The sequence below is a fragment of the Variovorax sp. 10N412 genome (assembly GCF_056394985.1).
Genome location: NZ_JBFTIO010000007.1, coordinates 135,756 through 150,515, shown reverse-complemented (window position 1 = coordinate 150,515; position 14,760 = coordinate 135,756). Strand labels below are relative to the sequence as shown.

Annotated in this window: 14 protein-coding genes; 9 read left to right on the top strand and 5 right to left on the bottom strand. The window is 69.8% G+C overall.

What is annotated here, in order from left to right; translation table 11 throughout:
* Nucleotides 1–32: 32 nt before the first annotated feature.
* From AC1DJH_RS18330 to AC1DJH_RS18310, 5 genes are all read left to right on the top strand, one after another.
* Entirely contained in the window at nt 33–827 is a 795-nt protein-coding gene (locus AC1DJH_RS18330) for a phosphodiesterase (RefSeq protein ID WP_478186651.1), read from the top strand.
* 60 nt (nt 828–887) lie between these two features.
* Complete coding sequence (locus AC1DJH_RS18325; protein WP_478186650.1) at nt 888–1,661, top strand: helix-turn-helix domain-containing protein; 774 nt, start codon at nt 888–890, stop codon at nt 1,659–1,661.
* Between the two features lie 36 nt (nt 1,662–1,697).
* Nucleotides 1,698–2,600 (top strand): DMT family transporter, encoded by a 903-nt coding sequence (locus AC1DJH_RS18320; protein WP_478186649.1) that lies wholly within the window; start codon nt 1,698–1,700, stop codon nt 2,598–2,600.
* Between the two features lie 86 nt (nt 2,601–2,686).
* Complete coding sequence (locus AC1DJH_RS18315) at nt 2,687–2,935, top strand: hypothetical protein (RefSeq protein WP_478186648.1); 249 nt, start codon at nt 2,687–2,689, stop codon at nt 2,933–2,935.
* A 44-nt stretch (nt 2,936–2,979) separates the two neighbouring features.
* The gene (locus tag AC1DJH_RS18310; protein WP_478186647.1) at nt 2,980–3,330 is read left to right on the top strand and encodes a hypothetical protein; all 351 of its coding nucleotides are present in this window, start codon (nt 2,980–2,982) and stop codon (nt 3,328–3,330) included.
* 14 nt (nt 3,331–3,344) lie between these two features.
* Here AC1DJH_RS18310 and AC1DJH_RS18305 read toward each other — a convergent pair whose 3' ends face one another.
* Together AC1DJH_RS18305 and AC1DJH_RS18300 are read right to left on the bottom strand one after the other, a co-directional pair.
* A complete protein-coding gene (locus tag AC1DJH_RS18305) occupies nt 3,345–4,505 on the bottom strand; it encodes a GGDEF domain-containing protein (RefSeq protein WP_478186646.1) in 1,161 nt (386 codons plus the stop codon).
* A 68-nt stretch (nt 4,506–4,573) separates the two neighbouring features.
* On the bottom strand, nt 4,574–5,356 hold the full coding sequence (locus tag AC1DJH_RS18300) for an SDR family NAD(P)-dependent oxidoreductase (RefSeq protein ID WP_435484908.1): 783 nt from the start codon (nt 5,354–5,356) through the stop codon (nt 4,574–4,576).
* Between the two features lie 127 nt (nt 5,357–5,483).
* Between AC1DJH_RS18300 and AC1DJH_RS18295 the strand changes: the two genes are divergently transcribed.
* The 4 genes from AC1DJH_RS18295 to AC1DJH_RS18280 all read left to right on the top strand — a co-directional run bounded on the left by AC1DJH_RS18295 (nt 5,484) and on the right by AC1DJH_RS18280 (nt 10,738).
* Nucleotides 5,484–8,234 (top strand): winged helix-turn-helix domain-containing protein, encoded by a 2,751-nt coding sequence (locus AC1DJH_RS18295; protein WP_478186645.1) that lies wholly within the window; start codon nt 5,484–5,486, stop codon nt 8,232–8,234.
* Between the two features lie 233 nt (nt 8,235–8,467).
* Complete coding sequence (locus tag AC1DJH_RS18290; RefSeq protein ID WP_472121842.1) at nt 8,468–9,283, top strand: AP2 domain-containing protein; 816 nt, start codon at nt 8,468–8,470, stop codon at nt 9,281–9,283.
* Between the two features lie 155 nt (nt 9,284–9,438).
* Complete coding sequence (locus AC1DJH_RS18285) at nt 9,439–10,260, top strand: AP2 domain-containing protein (RefSeq protein ID WP_478186644.1); 822 nt, start codon at nt 9,439–9,441, stop codon at nt 10,258–10,260.
* Nucleotides 10,261–10,360: 100 nt separating this feature from the next.
* Nucleotides 10,361–10,738: a hypothetical protein gene (locus AC1DJH_RS18280; protein WP_478186643.1), complete on the top strand. Its 378-nt coding sequence runs from the start codon at nt 10,361–10,363 to the stop codon at nt 10,736–10,738.
* A 24-nt stretch (nt 10,739–10,762) separates the two neighbouring features.
* On the opposite strand, the gene AC1DJH_RS18275 is transcribed toward AC1DJH_RS18280, so the two are convergent.
* The 3 genes from AC1DJH_RS18275 to AC1DJH_RS18265 are packed head-to-tail and all read right to left on the bottom strand — an operon-like array spanning nt 10,763 to nt 14,660.
* Complete coding sequence (locus tag AC1DJH_RS18275; protein ID WP_478186642.1) at nt 10,763–11,911, bottom strand: acyl-CoA dehydrogenase family protein; 1,149 nt, start codon at nt 11,909–11,911, stop codon at nt 10,763–10,765.
* A 49-nt stretch (nt 11,912–11,960) separates the two neighbouring features.
* Complete coding sequence (locus tag AC1DJH_RS18270; RefSeq protein WP_478186641.1) at nt 11,961–13,520, bottom strand: long-chain-fatty-acid--CoA ligase; 1,560 nt, start codon at nt 13,518–13,520, stop codon at nt 11,961–11,963.
* Between the two features lie 27 nt (nt 13,521–13,547).
* Nucleotides 13,548–14,660: a CaiB/BaiF CoA transferase family protein gene (locus tag AC1DJH_RS18265; RefSeq protein WP_478186640.1), complete on the bottom strand. Its 1,113-nt coding sequence runs from the start codon at nt 14,658–14,660 to the stop codon at nt 13,548–13,550.
* Between the last annotated feature and the right edge of the window lie 100 nt (nt 14,661–14,760).

The following is a 14,760-nucleotide window of genomic DNA, read 5'->3' as shown; positions in this document are numbered from 1 at the left end:
CCTGCTTGCTGCACTGCAAACCCGAGGCGCCCATGCTCATTGCCCATATCTCCGACCCCCACGTCCGCCCCGCCGGGCAGCTCTACCAGGGCGTGGCCGATTCGAACCGCATGTTCGAAGACGCCATCGACCACCTGCACGCGCTCGACCGCCGGCCCGACCTGGTGCTGCTCACGGGTGACCTGGTCGACGAAGGCCGGCCCGCCGAATACGCACAGGTGCGGCGCCTGCTGGCGAAGCTGGCCATTCCGTACCTGGTGATTCCCGGCAACCACGACCACCGCGAGAACTTTCGCGCGGCCTTCGCCGACCACACCTACCTGCCGGGCGAAGGCGCGCTGCACTACTGCATCGACGATTACCCGGTGCGCATCGTGGCGCTCGATTCCTGCGTGCCGGGCCTTCACCATGGCGATGTCGATGCACAAGGGCTCGCATGGCTGCAGCGCACGCTGGAGGCCGACCGCACGAAGCCCACGCTGCTGATGCTGCACCACCCGCCCTTCGTGAGCGGCATTCCGTACATGGACACCTACCGCTACATGAACCCCGCGCCGCTGGAGGCCGTGCTGCGCGCGTTCGACAACATCGAACTGGTGCTGTGCGGCCACGTGCACCGCACGATGCTGCGGCGCTGGGCAGGCACGGTCGTGTGTTCGTGCCCGAGCAGCACGACGGAAATTGCGCTGCGGCTGGCCCCTGCCGCCGCACCGGCGTCCTACATGGGTCGCCCCGGTTGCATGCTGCATCTATGGAGTGAGGCGCACGGCATGGTGAGCCATGTGAGCCACATCGGAACGATGGAGGGGCCGTTTCCATTTGCCTGACGAAGCGGCTGGCCGGCCGGCCTTCAGGCGCGCAGAATGCGGCCGAACACCGCACACCCCATGCCCCAGGAACGCACCCTCCTTTACACCGGACACGAGTTCACCGTGGAGCATGTGCGCGCCCATGCGCACGAAGGGGCCGACTGGAGCGCGCCCTACACCCTGGCGTCGCGCCGCATCATCTTCCCGACGGGGCGCACGGTGCTCGACGTGCGTTCCGGCGACAGCACCTGGCTCGTCGACAGCCTGACCGCCATGCACTTCGGCGACGCCACGGTCTACCAGCTGCGGCTCGCGGCGCGCGCGGTGCGGCGCAGCATGGTGGTCAGCAGGCATCCGGCGCCCCGCGCGAACGCGGCGCCCCTGTTCTGTCTGCTGTCGCCCCGGTCGCTGTACCGGGTTCATGCGGCGCAACGGCTGCTTCGCGCGGGCGACGCGGGCGCTGACGCCATCGCTGCGCTGGTCGATGAACTCGGCATGTCGCGCCAACAGGGGCCGTCGACGGGTGCCGTTGCACGCGCGAAGCGGCTGCTCGCGGAAACCGCCGACAGGGAGGTGCGGCTGTCGCTGCACGAGGTGGCCGACGCCGTGTCGCGCTCGCCGTTTCACCTGGCGCGCAGCTTCCGGCAGCAGACCGGGCTGAGCCTGCATCAGTACCGCCAGCATCTGCGGCTGGCCGCGGCCATGGAGCGGCTGGTGGAAGGCGACGCCGACCTCGCCGGCATCGCGCACGACCTCGGCTATTGCAGCCAGAGCCACCTGGGCGCGACGTTCCGGCGCGAGGTGGGTGTGACGCTGGGCGAAGCCCGGCGCACGCTGGCCGCACGAATTTGATAGCCGCCGCGCGGCGCGGTCGCGAGACTCGCCGCGATGGATCGCAATCTCTCCACCGGCCTGCTCGCCGCGCTGGCCGCTGCCCTTGTCGGCAGCGCATGGCAACTCGTCTCGCGCCACGGCGTGACCACCACGCTCGGCCCGATGGAACTGGCGCTGATGCGCTACGGCATCCCGGCATTGCTGCTGGCGCCGCTGTGGTTCGGCCGCCAGCGCATCGCGCCCAAGGCGTCGCGCCTGGCGCGCATGCTGCTGGTCGTCGGCGGCGGCCTGCCCTTCGGGTTGCTGGTGCTGGCCGGGGCGCAATGGGCGCCCGCGAGCCACATGGGCATCTTCATGGCAGGCAGCCTGCCGCTGTTCACGGCCATCGGTGCTTGGCTTCACAAGGGGCAGAAGGTCGGCGGCATCCGCTTGCTGGGGCTGGGCTGCATCGCGCTGGGCATGGTGCTGTTCGCGGCGGGCAGTTTCAGCGGCGGCTCGCCCAGTTGGCGCGGTGACCTGCTCTTCCTGGCGGCGGCCATGCTGTGGGCGGTGCACTCGCTCGCGTTCGCACACTGCGGGCTCACGCCGTGGCAAGGCGCAGCGTTCGTGAACGGCTGGTCGGCGCTGCTGCTGCTGCCGGTGCTGGCCTTCGCCGGCGCGCCGCGCCTGCTCGCCGCACCGTGGGCCGACGTCGCTCTGCAGGCCACCGCGCAAGGCGTGATCGCGGGCTTGCTGGGGCTGGTGGTCTACATGGTGGCGGTCGCGCGGCTCGGTGCGTCGCGCGCGTCGCTGTCGGCAGCAGCGGTACCGGTGCTGACCACGCTGGGCGCCGCGTACTGGATGAACGAGCCGCTCACGGGTGCGGTGCTGGTGGCATTGGCGCTGGTGGTGCCGGGGATCATGCTGGCGAGCGGTGCGGTGCGGGTCGGCGCTAACAGATCGCTGCCATCGATGTGAGGGGTTCGAGCGGCGGGCAGAATGCTGCGCATCGTCTGGACGCCTTTCGGCGACAGCACACCACCAACCCGACAAGAGTGAACACCATGCCCGACCGGTCCTACTGGTTCCCTGCCAAGCGCTACGGCTGGGGCTGGGGCATGCCCACCTGCTGGCAGGGTTGGGCGGTGATCGCGGTGTACCTCGTGCTGCTCGTCGGCGCGATCGTGGCCATTCGCCCGGAACGGCAACCGTTTCATTTCGTGCTGGCCGTCATGGGCCTGAGCGCCGCCCTCGTCGCGGTCTGCTGGCTCAAGGGTGAGCCGCCGCGGTGGCGCTGGGGAGACAAGCGGTAGTGGCAAAGGCAAAGGCATCGCCATCGGCGAGGCGCGTCACGCCGATGCGTTCGCTGGCCTGCGCCGCGTGGCTGCTGTGCGCACCCTGGGCCTTCGCCAACGGCAGCATGCAATGCGAAGGCGCGCCCTATTCAGCCGAAGTGCAGTTGCGCCTGTCCACCGGCGAGCCGACAGAGCTGGTCATTGCGCGAACCGACGGCGCGGAACCCTCGTCCGAACGCTTCGCGTTGCGGCACCGCTTCGTCGACCACAAGCGCCAGTCCATGCGCCTCACGGGCACGGCACTCGAAAGGCCGTCGCGCAAGGTCACGCTGAACGTGTCGAAGACCAGGGGCACGCTGACCTACGCAGGCGCGCAACGCCGATTGCGCTGCGACTGGAACAACATCGGCTGAAGCCTCGCAACGATTCAGGCCGCCGCCATCACCTGGTCGCGCCCCATGGCCTTCGCGCGGTACAGCGCGGCGTCGGCACGGGCCAGCACTTCGTCGACACGCGTGCCGTCTTCGCTGGCCGCCACACCGATGCTGACGGCGATGCCGCCGACCACAGCCATCGGCGAATCGGCCGCGAACGGCTCGTCGATGGCCTGCTTGAGCCGCGCCGCGATGGCCATCGCCTCGGGCTTGCCCGCGTCGGGCAGCAGCACGACAAACTCCTCGCCGCCATAGCGCCCGAGCACGCCCTCATCGCCGACGGCCCGCTGCATGCGCCCGGCGGCTTCGCGCAGCACCGCGTCGCCCATCAGGTGGCCGAAGCGGTCGTTCACGGACTTGAAGTGGTCCAGGTCCACCATCAGCAGGGCCGAGCGCCGGCGGCCCGAGGCAAAGGCGGCGCTGCAGGCGTCGAGCAGCGCGCGGCGGTTGAGCGCGCCCGTGAGCGGGTCGCGCGAGGCCAGGTACTCGAACTCGGTGTGCACGCGGTCCGTGGCCATCAGGATGACGGAGATGGACAGCAGGAGCACGGTGAACGAGTACATGCTGATGTACAGCGACTGGATCCAGCTGGCGTCCATGAGCGTGCTGCCGGCCATGCCCATCGCCGCCGAGGCGAAGCGCAAGGCGGCCACCAGCGACTGCACGAGCAGCAGCCCGGTCATCAGCCGCTTGCCGAACACCCGGCCCTTGTGGCCGATGTACAGCCAGGCATGAAAGAAGAACAGCGCGGACACCGACAGCGTGACCAGCAGCAGGCGCGCCTGGAAGTCGGGCCGGATGGCGCTGTACCAGAACATCGCCAGCCCGAGGAAGCCGTTCAACAGCGTCCAGCCCCGGGTGTCGCTGCGCCCCAGCAGGAACTTCTGGCTGCCTGCGTAATAAAGGATGCAGGCCTGGAACAGCACGAAGTTGGCGACGACGATGGTGACGAAGTCCGGCAGGAAGTCGCGCCCCGCGAACAGCATGGTGCTCGCGAAGGCCACCAGCGGTGCCAGCGCCCACTCGCTGAGCCCGCGAATGCTCGGAGGATAGCTGCGGCGCATGAAGAACACCACGAGCGCCATCATCAGGCCCATGATGCCGGCCAGCACGATGACGGAGCGGGGGTCGAGGATGGATGGCAAGGCTCCCATGAAGGCCGATTATGTTGGCATTGCCCCTGCGGGTTCCGCAACGCCGGCCACCGCCCGCGAACCGACGCTCAGCGCGGCGCCATGCGAATGGCGCCGTCCAGCCGCACGCTCTCGCCGTTGAAGTACCCGTTGGTGATCATCAGCTCCGCCAGCGTCGCGTACTCCGCCGGGTTGCCCAGCCGCTTGGGGAACGGCACCGATGCGGCCAGCGCGGCCTTCACGTTGTCGGGCGCGCCCTGCAGCAGCGGCGTGTCGAAGATGCCCGGCAGGATGGTGTTCACGCGAATGCCTTCGCTCATGAGGTCGCGCGCAATCGGCAGCGTCATGCCGACGATGCCCGCCTTCGACGCGGTGTAGGCCGCCTGGCCCATCTGCCCGTCCTGCGCGGCAACGGACGCGGTGTTGACGATGGCGCCGCGCTCGCCGTCTTGCCCCATGTCGAGCGTGAGCATGCCGGCGGCCGACTTGGCGATGCAGCGAAAGGTGCCCACCAGGTTGATCTGAATGATGCGGTCGAAGTTGGCGAGTGGAAAGTGCTTGATCTCGCCGGTGGCCTTGTCGCGGCTGGCGGTTTTCACCGCGTTGCCGGTGCCCGCGCAGTTGACCAGCACGCGCTCCTGCCCGTGGGCCGCGCGGGCTTTGGCGAAGGCCGCGTCCACCTGCTCGTCGGAGGTGACGTCGACCTTGCAGAACACGCCGCCGAGTTCCTTGGCCAGGGCCTCGCCCTGTTCCGAATTCAGGTCGAACAGCGCGACCTTCACGCCGTGGCTGGCGAGGCGGCGCGCGGTGGCGGCACCCAGGCCCGAGGCGCCGCCGGTGACGACGGCGGCAATGCTGGAATCGAGTTGCATCTCTTGAATGTCCTTGAGGTGTCCGGCGAAGGCTATGCGGGGTTTGTGCGGGTTTGTCCGGGGCCAGTTTAGGAAGCAGAATCGCCCGCACGCATCGTCGGAAACGACGGGATTTCAGCCGCCCCGCATGCAGTCCCCCACACACACCGCGCCCTCCCTGCCGGCCACGCCCCCGATCCCCCGGGTTCTGGAAACCAAGCTCAACCCGCCCGCCTTCGTCGCCACGCAGGTGCCGCGCACCGCGCTCGGTGACGGCATGGCCGCGGCGGCCGTGAAGCTGGTGCTGGTGCGCGCGCCGGCCGGCTTCGGCAAGACCACCGCCATGGCGCAGATGCGCGAGCGCATGGAGGCGCAGGGCACCGCCACCGCATGGCTCACGCTCGACCTGGCCGACAACGACGTCTCGCGCTTTCTCCACTGCCTGGCCGAGGCCGTGCAGCGGCTGGGCGTGGAAGCGCCCCGCACGCCCGGCCCCCACGGCCCGTTCGACGCGGTGGCGGCGCTGGCCGCGCACGACTCGCCCTTCACCCTGTTCCTGGACGACTTCGAGCGCGTGCAGGAGCCGGCGGTGCTGGGCCTGGTGCGCGAGATCGTCGAGCACCTGCCGCGGCGCGGGCAGATCGTGATCGGCTCGCGCAGCCTGCCCGACCTGGGCCTGGGGCGGCTGCGCGCGCGCGGCCAGCTGATGGAGATCGACACCGACCGCCTGCGCTTCAGCCTCGAGGAAACCAGCGCCTTCTTCAGCCTGCGCATGGCGCACGCCGCCAGCGCGCTGCCCGCCGACATGCTCGCGCAGCTGCACCGCAAGACCGAAGGCTGGGTGGCCGCGCTGTGGCTCGCGTCGATGGCGCTGGAGCGGCACGGCACCGAGACCGGCTTTGTCGAACGCTTCTCGGGCTCCGACCGCGCGGTGGCCGACTACCTGGCCGAAGACGTGCTCGCGCACCAGCCGCAGGACGTTCGCGACTTCCTGCTGCGCACCAGCGTGCTGCGTCAGCTCGACGCATCGGTGTGCCAGGCGCTGTGCCCGCGCGCCGATTGCGCGGCCATCCTCGAGCGGCTGGCTGCGTCGAACCTGTTCGTCACGCGCGTGGGCGGCAGCGACGACGGCAAGGGTGACGGCAAGGACGGCGGCGACGCATGGCGCTATCACAGCCTGTTCGCCGACTTCCTGCGCGCGCAGCTGGTGCGCGAGCAGCCCGCCGAACTGGCGCGCCTGCACCTGGCGGCCTCGGGCTGGTACGAGTCGAACGGCCGCCCGGTGCCGGCCATCGACCACGCCATCGAAGGCGGCGACCACCCGTATGCGCTGACCCTGCTCGACAGCCATGCCGCCCGCTTCCTCGAGCAGGGCCGCATGCGCATGCTGGCGCGCTGGTTCGCGGCCATTCCGGAACACCAGCTGCGCGCGCACCCGTTCCTGCAGTCCATCGCGCTGTGGGCCACCTGCTTCACGCACGGCCCGTGGGACGCGATGCGCCAGCTCGATGCGTCGGGCTGCCTCGACAGCCCCATCGCCGAAGTGCGCGCCAGCGCCCACACGCTGGTGCCGCTGCTGCTGGCCATGCAGGACCGGCACGACGAGGCCTACGAGGCCGGGCGCATCGCCATGGCGCGCCTGCCCACCGGCCTGGCCTTTGCAGACAGCGTGCTGCTCAACGCCATGGCCCACATCCTGGCCGTGCGCGGCGACCCGCACGAGGCGCGCCGCATGCTCGAGGTGGCGCGGCGCGAGCAGGGCGACAGCGCCTTCAACCGCATGTATACCGAGTCGCTGGCCGGCCTGTTCGACCTGCAGGAAGGCCGGCTGCGGCAGGCCACCGCACGGCTGCGCATGGCGGTGGATTCGACCCATGCCGTGTCGTACAACCACAGCCACGGCAACGCCTGGGCGGGCGTGCTGTACGCGGGCGCCGTGTACGAGACCAACCAGCTCGTGCAGGCCGAGCACCTGCTGAACGTGTACCTGCCGCTGGCACGCGACGTGGGCCTGCCCGACCACATGATCCTGAGCCACGTGATGCGCTCGCGCCTGGCGTTCCATGCGGGCGACATCGACGCGGCCTTCCAGGCCCTGACCGAGCTCGAATACCTGGGCCACCACCGCCAGCTGCCGCGCGTGGTGGCCGGCGCCAAGCTGGAGCGTTCGCGCATGCTGCTGCTGCAGGGCAACGGGCCCGCGTCGCACGACGAACTGCTGCGCGCCGAAGACCCCGCGCTGTGGGCGCGCGAACGGCGCCAGCGCCTGCCCGCGCACGACCTCGACTACCTTGCGCTGGCCCGCGCGCGCTGGGACATCGCGTTCGGCGACGCACGCGCCGCGCTGGGCGTGATCGACGCCGAGCTGCACGCCGCGCTGGCCTCGGCCCGCAGCCGGCGCGCGCTGTCGCTGAAGGTGCTGCGCGCGCTGGCGCTGCAACGCACCGGCGACATGGCCGCGGCCATCGACGAGATCAGCGAGGTGCTGCAGACCGCGAGCCAGGAAGGCTTCATGCGGCTGATACTGGACGAAGGGCCGGCCGTGGGCCCGCTGGTGCACCGGTATGCGGCGGCGCAGCATGAAAGCTCGCGCGGCAGCAGCAGCAACGATCCGATCCTGGCCGACTGCCTGCAGCGGCTGCTGCAGGCCGTGGGGCCGCCGGCCGCCGGCGAAGCCGAGGCGCCCACCGGCGACACGATGGCGGAGCCGCTCACGCGCAAGGAAATCCGTGTGCTGCAGCTGCTGGCCGAGGGGTACTCGAACAACGCGATGGCCGAAAAGCTGTTCGTGTCGGACAGCACGGTGCGCACGCACCTGCGCAACATCAACATGAAGCTCGACGCGAAGAGCCGGACACAGGCGGTGGCAATTGCGCGCAAGCTGGGTGTGATTCGCTAGCGCACCTCGGGAATGCCCTTGGTCCGGTCTGGCCGGCAAGCCCCACGACTACCGATTCCGGTGATACCCGCGACGCCGCGCAATCCCTAGCATTCCCTCAAGAGATCAGAGACTTCCAACAGCCGCGAAAGCCCTTGGCACACGGCGCTGGAGGCCTTTTGCGCCCGGTGAGGTTCCAGAGCCGCCGGGAAGGGAGCCACCTCAACAGAGAGCGCCGTCGAGCGGAAGCCACCATGCCCAAAGGAATCCCCAACCCGGCCGCGATGTATGGCATCTACCCTCGTTCGTGGGGCTTCGAGGTGTCGATCGTGCGCAACGGCAACCGATACTTCAAGCAGTTCGGCCGCGCCAGCTACGGCAGCGAGGCGCAGGCGCTGCTGCAGGCGCAGGACTGGCGCGACGGCATCGTGCGCAGCGTGCCGCCGGTGCCGCGGCGCACGCGGGCGGAGAAGCTTCGCGTCAACAACACCACGGGCGTGTCCGGCGTGTTCGCGCAGGTCGCGTCCAGCGGCAAGGTGCGCGCGTGGGTGGCCAAGACCTACCTCGGGCAGGAAGAGATCCTGCGCACCGATTTCGCCGTGAACATGGTGGGCGACGCCGCGCAGGCGCTGGCCATCGAGGAGCGGCAACGCCAGCTCGATCGCATGGCGGGGTTGGCCAGGCTGCACCCGGCGGAAGAGATGATCCGCACGGCGCCGGTGCTGGGCAGCGGCGAGCAGCGCTCGCCCAAGCGCTCGAAGTCCGAAATCAAGCGCAGCACCAACTCCAGCGGCGTGAGCGGCGTGCATTTCAAGTCGCCCAACGTCGGCCACCCGGGCTACTGGCTGGCCATCACCTACACCAGCGGCAAGGGCAGCGTGAGCAAGGCCTTCTCCATCAAGGAGCACGGCCCCGAGCTGGCCAAGCAGATGGCGATCGAGGAGCGCGAACGCCAGCTAGAGCAGAAGCTGATGTACACCCGCAATGCTGTGGACGCGCTCTCCATGCCCTCCAGCAAGGAGCGCCGCCCGTACGGTGCGGCAGCCGCCGAGGCGAGGCCGGGGCAGTGAGGCGGAGGGGCCACGGGAACGCCGTGGCGGGCCGGGCATGCGTCTTGGGCCAGAATGGCGGCCAGAAACGGGCGCCAACGAGCCTCGAACGCGTCAGGGAGCCCACTGACATCGGCCGCCGCACCGCCGCCGACAAGCAACGCAGTACGTCGAACATGCCCAAAGGTGTTCCCAATTCCGCCGCCATGTATGGCATTTGCGCCAGGCCGTGGGGTTTCGAGGTGTCGCTGGTGCGCAATGGCGAGCGCCACTACAAGCAGTTCGGCAAGGCCAGCTACGGCGGCGAAGACCAGGCCCTGCTCCAGGCCCAGGACTGGCGCGACCACATCGTGCGCAGCGTGCACCCGGTGCCGCGCCGCACGCGCGCCGAAAAGCCCCGCGCGAACAGCACGGGCGTGCCCGGGGTCATTCACCGGCTGTCGCCGGCGGGCCGGGTGCGCGGCTGGTTCGCCAAGACCTACATCGCCCCCGACGAGATCCTGCGCGCGGACTTTCCGGTCGACGGGCTGGGCGACGCCGCGCGGACGCTGGCGGTTCGCGAGCGCGCGCAGCAGCTCGAGCGCATGACGGGCCTGTCGCGGCTGCACCCGGCCGAAGAGGCGATCCGCATGGGTCTGTCGGCCCATGCACCGGGGCTGCGGCAGGGCAAGCGCTCGAAGTCTGAAATCACGCGGCGCAACAACACCAGCGGCGTGAGCGGCGTGCACTTCAAGACGCCCAACCCCAACCATCCGGGCTACTGGCTCGCCATCACCTTCAGCAGCCGCCGGGGCAGCGTGAGCAAGGCGTTCTCCGTGAAGGACCACGGCCACGACGTCGCAAAGCGGCTGGCCATTGCCGAGCGACACAGGCAGCTGGCGGAAAAATTGAAGGCCGACGCATCGCCGCCGGCCGCGCAGCGCGCCACCGCCAACGGTCGCACCGCACGCGGGCGCTCCGACGCCAGTTCCAACCCCGGCGCCAAGCGCCCCAACTGACCATGGCGATGTGCAGCCCCGGCTTCGCCGACCCGGCGAAGCCGGACAGCCATAGCCTGCCCGACTCCCATTTCAAGTCCGCCCCGGTGGCGGTTCTTCCATGACTCACAAGTCCCTTCACCAATTGCTGCGCGTGGCGTCGCACCTGCTCGACCAGGCGGCGACGGAAGTCCGCGCGTCGGACCTCGACCCCGTGCCGCAGAACATCCAGCGCATCGGCCGCGCCCTGATCGAGGTGCTCGAAGTGCAGCGGCAACTCTATGCGGAGGCGCCCGAACTGCAGCCCAAGACGCTGGCCGCCTCGGCGCGCGAGGACGATGCCAACCAGCTCTTCACACAGTTCACCGTCGAGGCGCTGGCGCTGGAAGACGCGGGCGACACCGACGCCGCGCGCGAGAAGTACACGCAGTTCATCGGCCTGTCGCCGTCGTACCCGCACCGCGAGATTGCCCGCGCAGAGATCCGCCGGCTGTCCTGAAGATGAAGAGGCCGGTACGCGGGGTCACAGCGAGCGCGATATCACTTCTTTCATGATCTCGTTCGTGCCGCCGTAGATGCGCTGCACCCGCGCATCGGCGTACATGCGCGCGACCATGTACTCGCTCATGAAGCCGTAGCCGCCGAAGAGCTGCAGGCACTCGTCGAGCACGCGGCCCTGCGTTTCCGAGCCCCACAGCTTGGCCATGGAGGCAGTGGCGGTGTCGAGCGTGCCGGCCACCAGGTCTTCCACGCAGCGGTCGATGAAGGCGCGGCCCACCTTGATCTGCGTGGCGATTTCCGCCAGCTTGAACTTGGTGTTCTGGAATTCTCCGATCGGCTTGCCGAAGGCCTTGCGGTCGCGCACGTAGTCGAGCGTGGCCTGGTAGGCGCCCTCCATGGTGGCCAGCGCGCTCAGTCCGATGATGGTGCGCTCGTACGGCAGGTCGCTCATGAGCTGGAAGAAGCCTTGCCCTTCCTGGCCGCCGAGCAGCGCGTCTTCGCTCACGCGCACGTCGTCGAAGAAAAGCTCGGAGGTGTCCTGCGCCTTCATGCCGATCTTGTCGAGCACCCGGCCCACGCGAAAGCCCTTGCATCCTTCGGTCTCCACGATGAGGATCGACGTGCCCTTGGCACCCTGCGCCGGGTCGGTCTTGCACACCACCAGCACCACGCCGGCCAGGAAGCCGTTGGTGATGAAGGTCTTGGAGCCGTTGATGCGGTAGCCCTCGCCGTCTTTCTCCGCGCGGGTGCGCACGCCCTGCAGGTCGGAGCCGGCGCCGGGCTCGGTCATGGCAATGGCGCCGACCAGCTCGCCGCGTGCCAGCCGCGGCAGGTAGCGGCGCTTCTGTTCGTCGGTGCCGTGGTTCAGGAAGTAGTGCGCCACGATCGAATGCACCGAGGTGCTCATGCCGTTGAGCCCGCGGCGCGCGGCCTCTTCGTAGAACACGGCCTCGTGGCGGAAGTCGCCGCCGCCGCCGCCGAAGTCTTCGGGAATGTCCGCGCACAGCAGCCCGAGCGAGCCGGCCTTGCGCCAGATCTCGTGGCCGACGTGGCCGCGCTTGCGCGCCGCCTCGTCGGTGGGGACCATCTCGGTCTCGATGAAGCGCACCACGTTGTCGCGGTACAGGTCGAGGTCTTCGTCGCTCCAGGAGCGGCGGAAATCGAGGGCCATGTTGTCGTCCTTGCTTGTATTCGTGGAAAGAGAAATCAGAGAAAAAAGCTCAGCCGACGCGGCGCTCCCTGCCCGCCCAGAAGGGCTCGCGCAGCTGGAACTTCTGCAGCTTGCCGGCCGCCGACAGCGGCAGCGCATCGCGAAATTCCACGCTGCGCGGGCACTTGTAGCTGGCGATGAATTCGCGGCAGTGCGCCATGACCTGCGCGGCCTCCAGCGCCATGCCTTCGCGCCGCACGATCACCGCGTGCACGCGCTCGCCCCACCGGTCGTCGGGCACGCCGATGACGGCGGACATCAGCACCTGCGGCAATTGCGCGATGGCGTTCTCGACCTCGGCCGAATACACGTTCTCGCCGCCGCTGACGATCATGTCCTTCATGCGGTCGACCACGTAGACGAAGCCGTCTTCGTCCATGCGCCCGCCGTCTCCGGTGTGCATCCAGCCGCCGCGCAGCGCCGCCTCGGTTTCCTTCGGCTTGTTCCAGTAGCCCTTCATGACCATGGGGCCGCGCGCAACGATCTCGCCGACCTGGCCGTGGGGCAGCTCGTTGTCTTCGCCGTCCACGATGCGCACCTCGGCGATCGAAATGGGCACGCCGGCGGAGCGCAGCAGGCGCTCTCGGTCGGGACCGGGCAGGTGGCAGTGCGGCGGCAGTGCAGTGACCACGGGCGACAGCTCGGTCATGCCGTACACCTGCGCGAACGCGGTCCCTGGAAAGGCGCGCATGGCCTGGTCGAGCAGCGCGGCATCGATGGGCGCCGCGCCGTAGGACAGCAGGCGCAGGGCCGACAGGTCGAACTCGGTGAAGCGCGGATGCTCGATCACGCGCTTGATCATGGTGGGCACCAGGAACATCTCGGTCACGCGGGCCGACTGCAGGGTCTGCAGCACCGCGAGCTCGTCGAACATCGGCACCACGTGCATGGGCACCAGCCGCAGCACGCTCTGCAGCGCGATGCCGCAGCCGGCCACATGGAACATGGGCGCGGCGACGATGGCCACGGCGTCCTGCGTGTCGCGCGGCAGCGCGGCCACGGTGCCCAGCGCGTTGATGCACAGGCTGCCGTGCGTGAGCATCACGCCCTTGGGCTGGCCGGTGGTGCCGCCGGTGTACATGATGGCGGCGAGCTCGTCGCCGCCGTGCGGCGCGTCGTCGACGGGTGCGGTGGCGGCCAGCAGCGCCTCGTAGCCCAGCATGCCATCGGGCACCGGGCCGTCGCCGCAGTACACGGCCGTGCGCAGCGACTTCGACAGCCCGCGCAGCGCGGGCACCATGGGCGCGAACAGGTCGTCCACCAGCAGGATGCGGGTGTCGCAGTCGTCCAGCGAATACGCGACCTCCTTCGGGTTCCAGCGGATGTTCACGGGGTTAATGACGCCGCCGCCCCACCAGGTGCCGAAGAAGTACTCGGCGAAGCGGTGCGAGTTGAGGCTCATCATGCCGACCCGCTCGCCGGGGGCCATGCCGAGCTGCTTCAGCACAGCGCCCAGGCGCGCCACGCGGTCGGTAAAGGCCGTGTAGTCGAGCCGCGTGCCGCCGCAGACCACGGCCGTGGCCCTGGCCTTTTCCCGGCGTCCCTTGTGCAGGGCTTGGGTGAGGAACATGGGTGTCGTCTCCGTCCTTGTCGTGGTTCAGGCAGCGCCCAGCGGCGCCGTGGCAAGCGCCGCCACGCCCCAGCGGCGCAGCACGGTGGGGCCGTCGTCGCTCGCCGTGGCCGGCGGCACCACGGGCGCGGTGCGGCTGAAACGCGGCGCGGGCGCGGGCTGCACCACGCCGCCCACGGTGGCGAAGGTGCCGCGCGCCACGTTGTGCGGGTGCGCCGGGGCCTCGTCCCAGTCGAGCACGGGCGCGAAGCAGGCGTCGCTGCCTTCGAGCAGCACGCACCATTCGTCGCGCGTGCGGGTGCGGAACACGTCGGCCATGCGCAGCTTGAGCACCGGCCAGCGGTCGGCGTCCATCTGGGCGTCGAAGGCGGGGTCGTCGGCGATGCCGCAGCGCTCGCGCATGAGCGCGTAGAACTGCGGCTCGATGGCACCCACGGCCACGTACTTGCCGTCGGCACAGGCGTAGGTGTCGTAGAAGTGCGCGCCGCCGTCGAGCATGTTCTCGCCGCGCTGGTTGCTCCATTGGCCGGCCGACTTGAAGCCGTACATCATGGCCGACAGCAGCGCCGCGCCGTCGGTCATGGCGGCGTCGACCACCTGGCCCTGGCCCGAGCCCTTGGCCTCGTGCAGCGCGGCCAGGATGCCGAAGGCCAGCAGCATCGCGCCGCCGCCGAAGTCGCCCACGTAGTTGAGCGGCGGCACCGGCGGCTCGCCCGCGCGGCCGATGGCGTGCAGCGCGCCGCTCAGCGCGATGTAGTTGATGTCGTGGCCCGCCGCGTGCGACAGCGGCCCGTGCTGGCCCCAGCCGGTCATGCGGCCGTACACCAGGCGCGGGTTGCGCGCATGGCATTCGGCGGGGCCTAGGCCCAGGCGCTCCATGACGCCGGGGCGGAAGCCCTCGATCAGCACGTCGGCCTTCTCGATGGCGCCGAGCACCGACGCCGAGGCGCCTGGCGCGCGCAGGTCGACCTGCAGCGTGCTGCGCCCGCGCGCCAGGATGTCGTGCGGCGCGGTGCGCGTGCCCGGGCGCTCGATGCGGACCACCTCCGCGCCCATGTCGGCGAACAGCATCGCGCAGAACGGCCCGGGGCCGATGCCCGCCATCTCGATCACCCGCAACCCCTGCAACGGACCTGGCATGTGTGTCTCCTTGGGTGCCGCCATCGGCGGCCACCGTGTGGAGGCATCTTGGCGCGCGGGCGCCGGGGGTGCATCGTCGAAAGCGACGAATGCGGGGCCC

Coding starts and splice junctions, on each gene's coding strand:
- AC1DJH_RS18330 (WP_478186651.1), top strand. CDS start 33: ATGCTCATTGCCCATATCTCCGACCCCCACGTCCGCCCCGCCGGGCAG.
- AC1DJH_RS18325 (WP_478186650.1), top strand. CDS start 888: ATGCCCCAGGAACGCACCCTCCTTTACACCGGACACGAGTTCACCGTG.
- AC1DJH_RS18320 (WP_478186649.1), top strand. CDS start 1,698: ATGGATCGCAATCTCTCCACCGGCCTGCTCGCCGCGCTGGCCGCTGCC.
- AC1DJH_RS18315 (WP_478186648.1), top strand. CDS start 2,687: ATGCCCGACCGGTCCTACTGGTTCCCTGCCAAGCGCTACGGCTGGGGC.
- AC1DJH_RS18310 (WP_478186647.1), top strand. CDS start 2,980: ATGCGTTCGCTGGCCTGCGCCGCGTGGCTGCTGTGCGCACCCTGGGCC.
- AC1DJH_RS18305 (WP_478186646.1), bottom strand. CDS start 4,505: ATGGGAGCCTTGCCATCCATCCTCGACCCCCGCTCCGTCATCGTGCTG.
- AC1DJH_RS18300 (WP_435484908.1), bottom strand. CDS start 5,356: ATGCAACTCGATTCCAGCATTGCCGCCGTCGTCACCGGCGGCGCCTCG.
- AC1DJH_RS18295 (WP_478186645.1), top strand. CDS start 5,484: ATGCAGTCCCCCACACACACCGCGCCCTCCCTGCCGGCCACGCCCCCG.
- AC1DJH_RS18290 (WP_472121842.1), top strand. CDS start 8,468: ATGCCCAAAGGAATCCCCAACCCGGCCGCGATGTATGGCATCTACCCT.
- AC1DJH_RS18285 (WP_478186644.1), top strand. CDS start 9,439: ATGCCCAAAGGTGTTCCCAATTCCGCCGCCATGTATGGCATTTGCGCC.
- AC1DJH_RS18280 (WP_478186643.1), top strand. CDS start 10,361: ATGACTCACAAGTCCCTTCACCAATTGCTGCGCGTGGCGTCGCACCTG.
- AC1DJH_RS18275 (WP_478186642.1), bottom strand. CDS start 11,911: ATGGCCCTCGATTTCCGCCGCTCCTGGAGCGACGAAGACCTCGACCTG.
- AC1DJH_RS18270 (WP_478186641.1), bottom strand. CDS start 13,520: ATGTTCCTCACCCAAGCCCTGCACAAGGGACGCCGGGAAAAGGCCAGG.
- AC1DJH_RS18265 (WP_478186640.1), bottom strand. CDS start 14,660: ATGCCAGGTCCGTTGCAGGGGTTGCGGGTGATCGAGATGGCGGGCATC.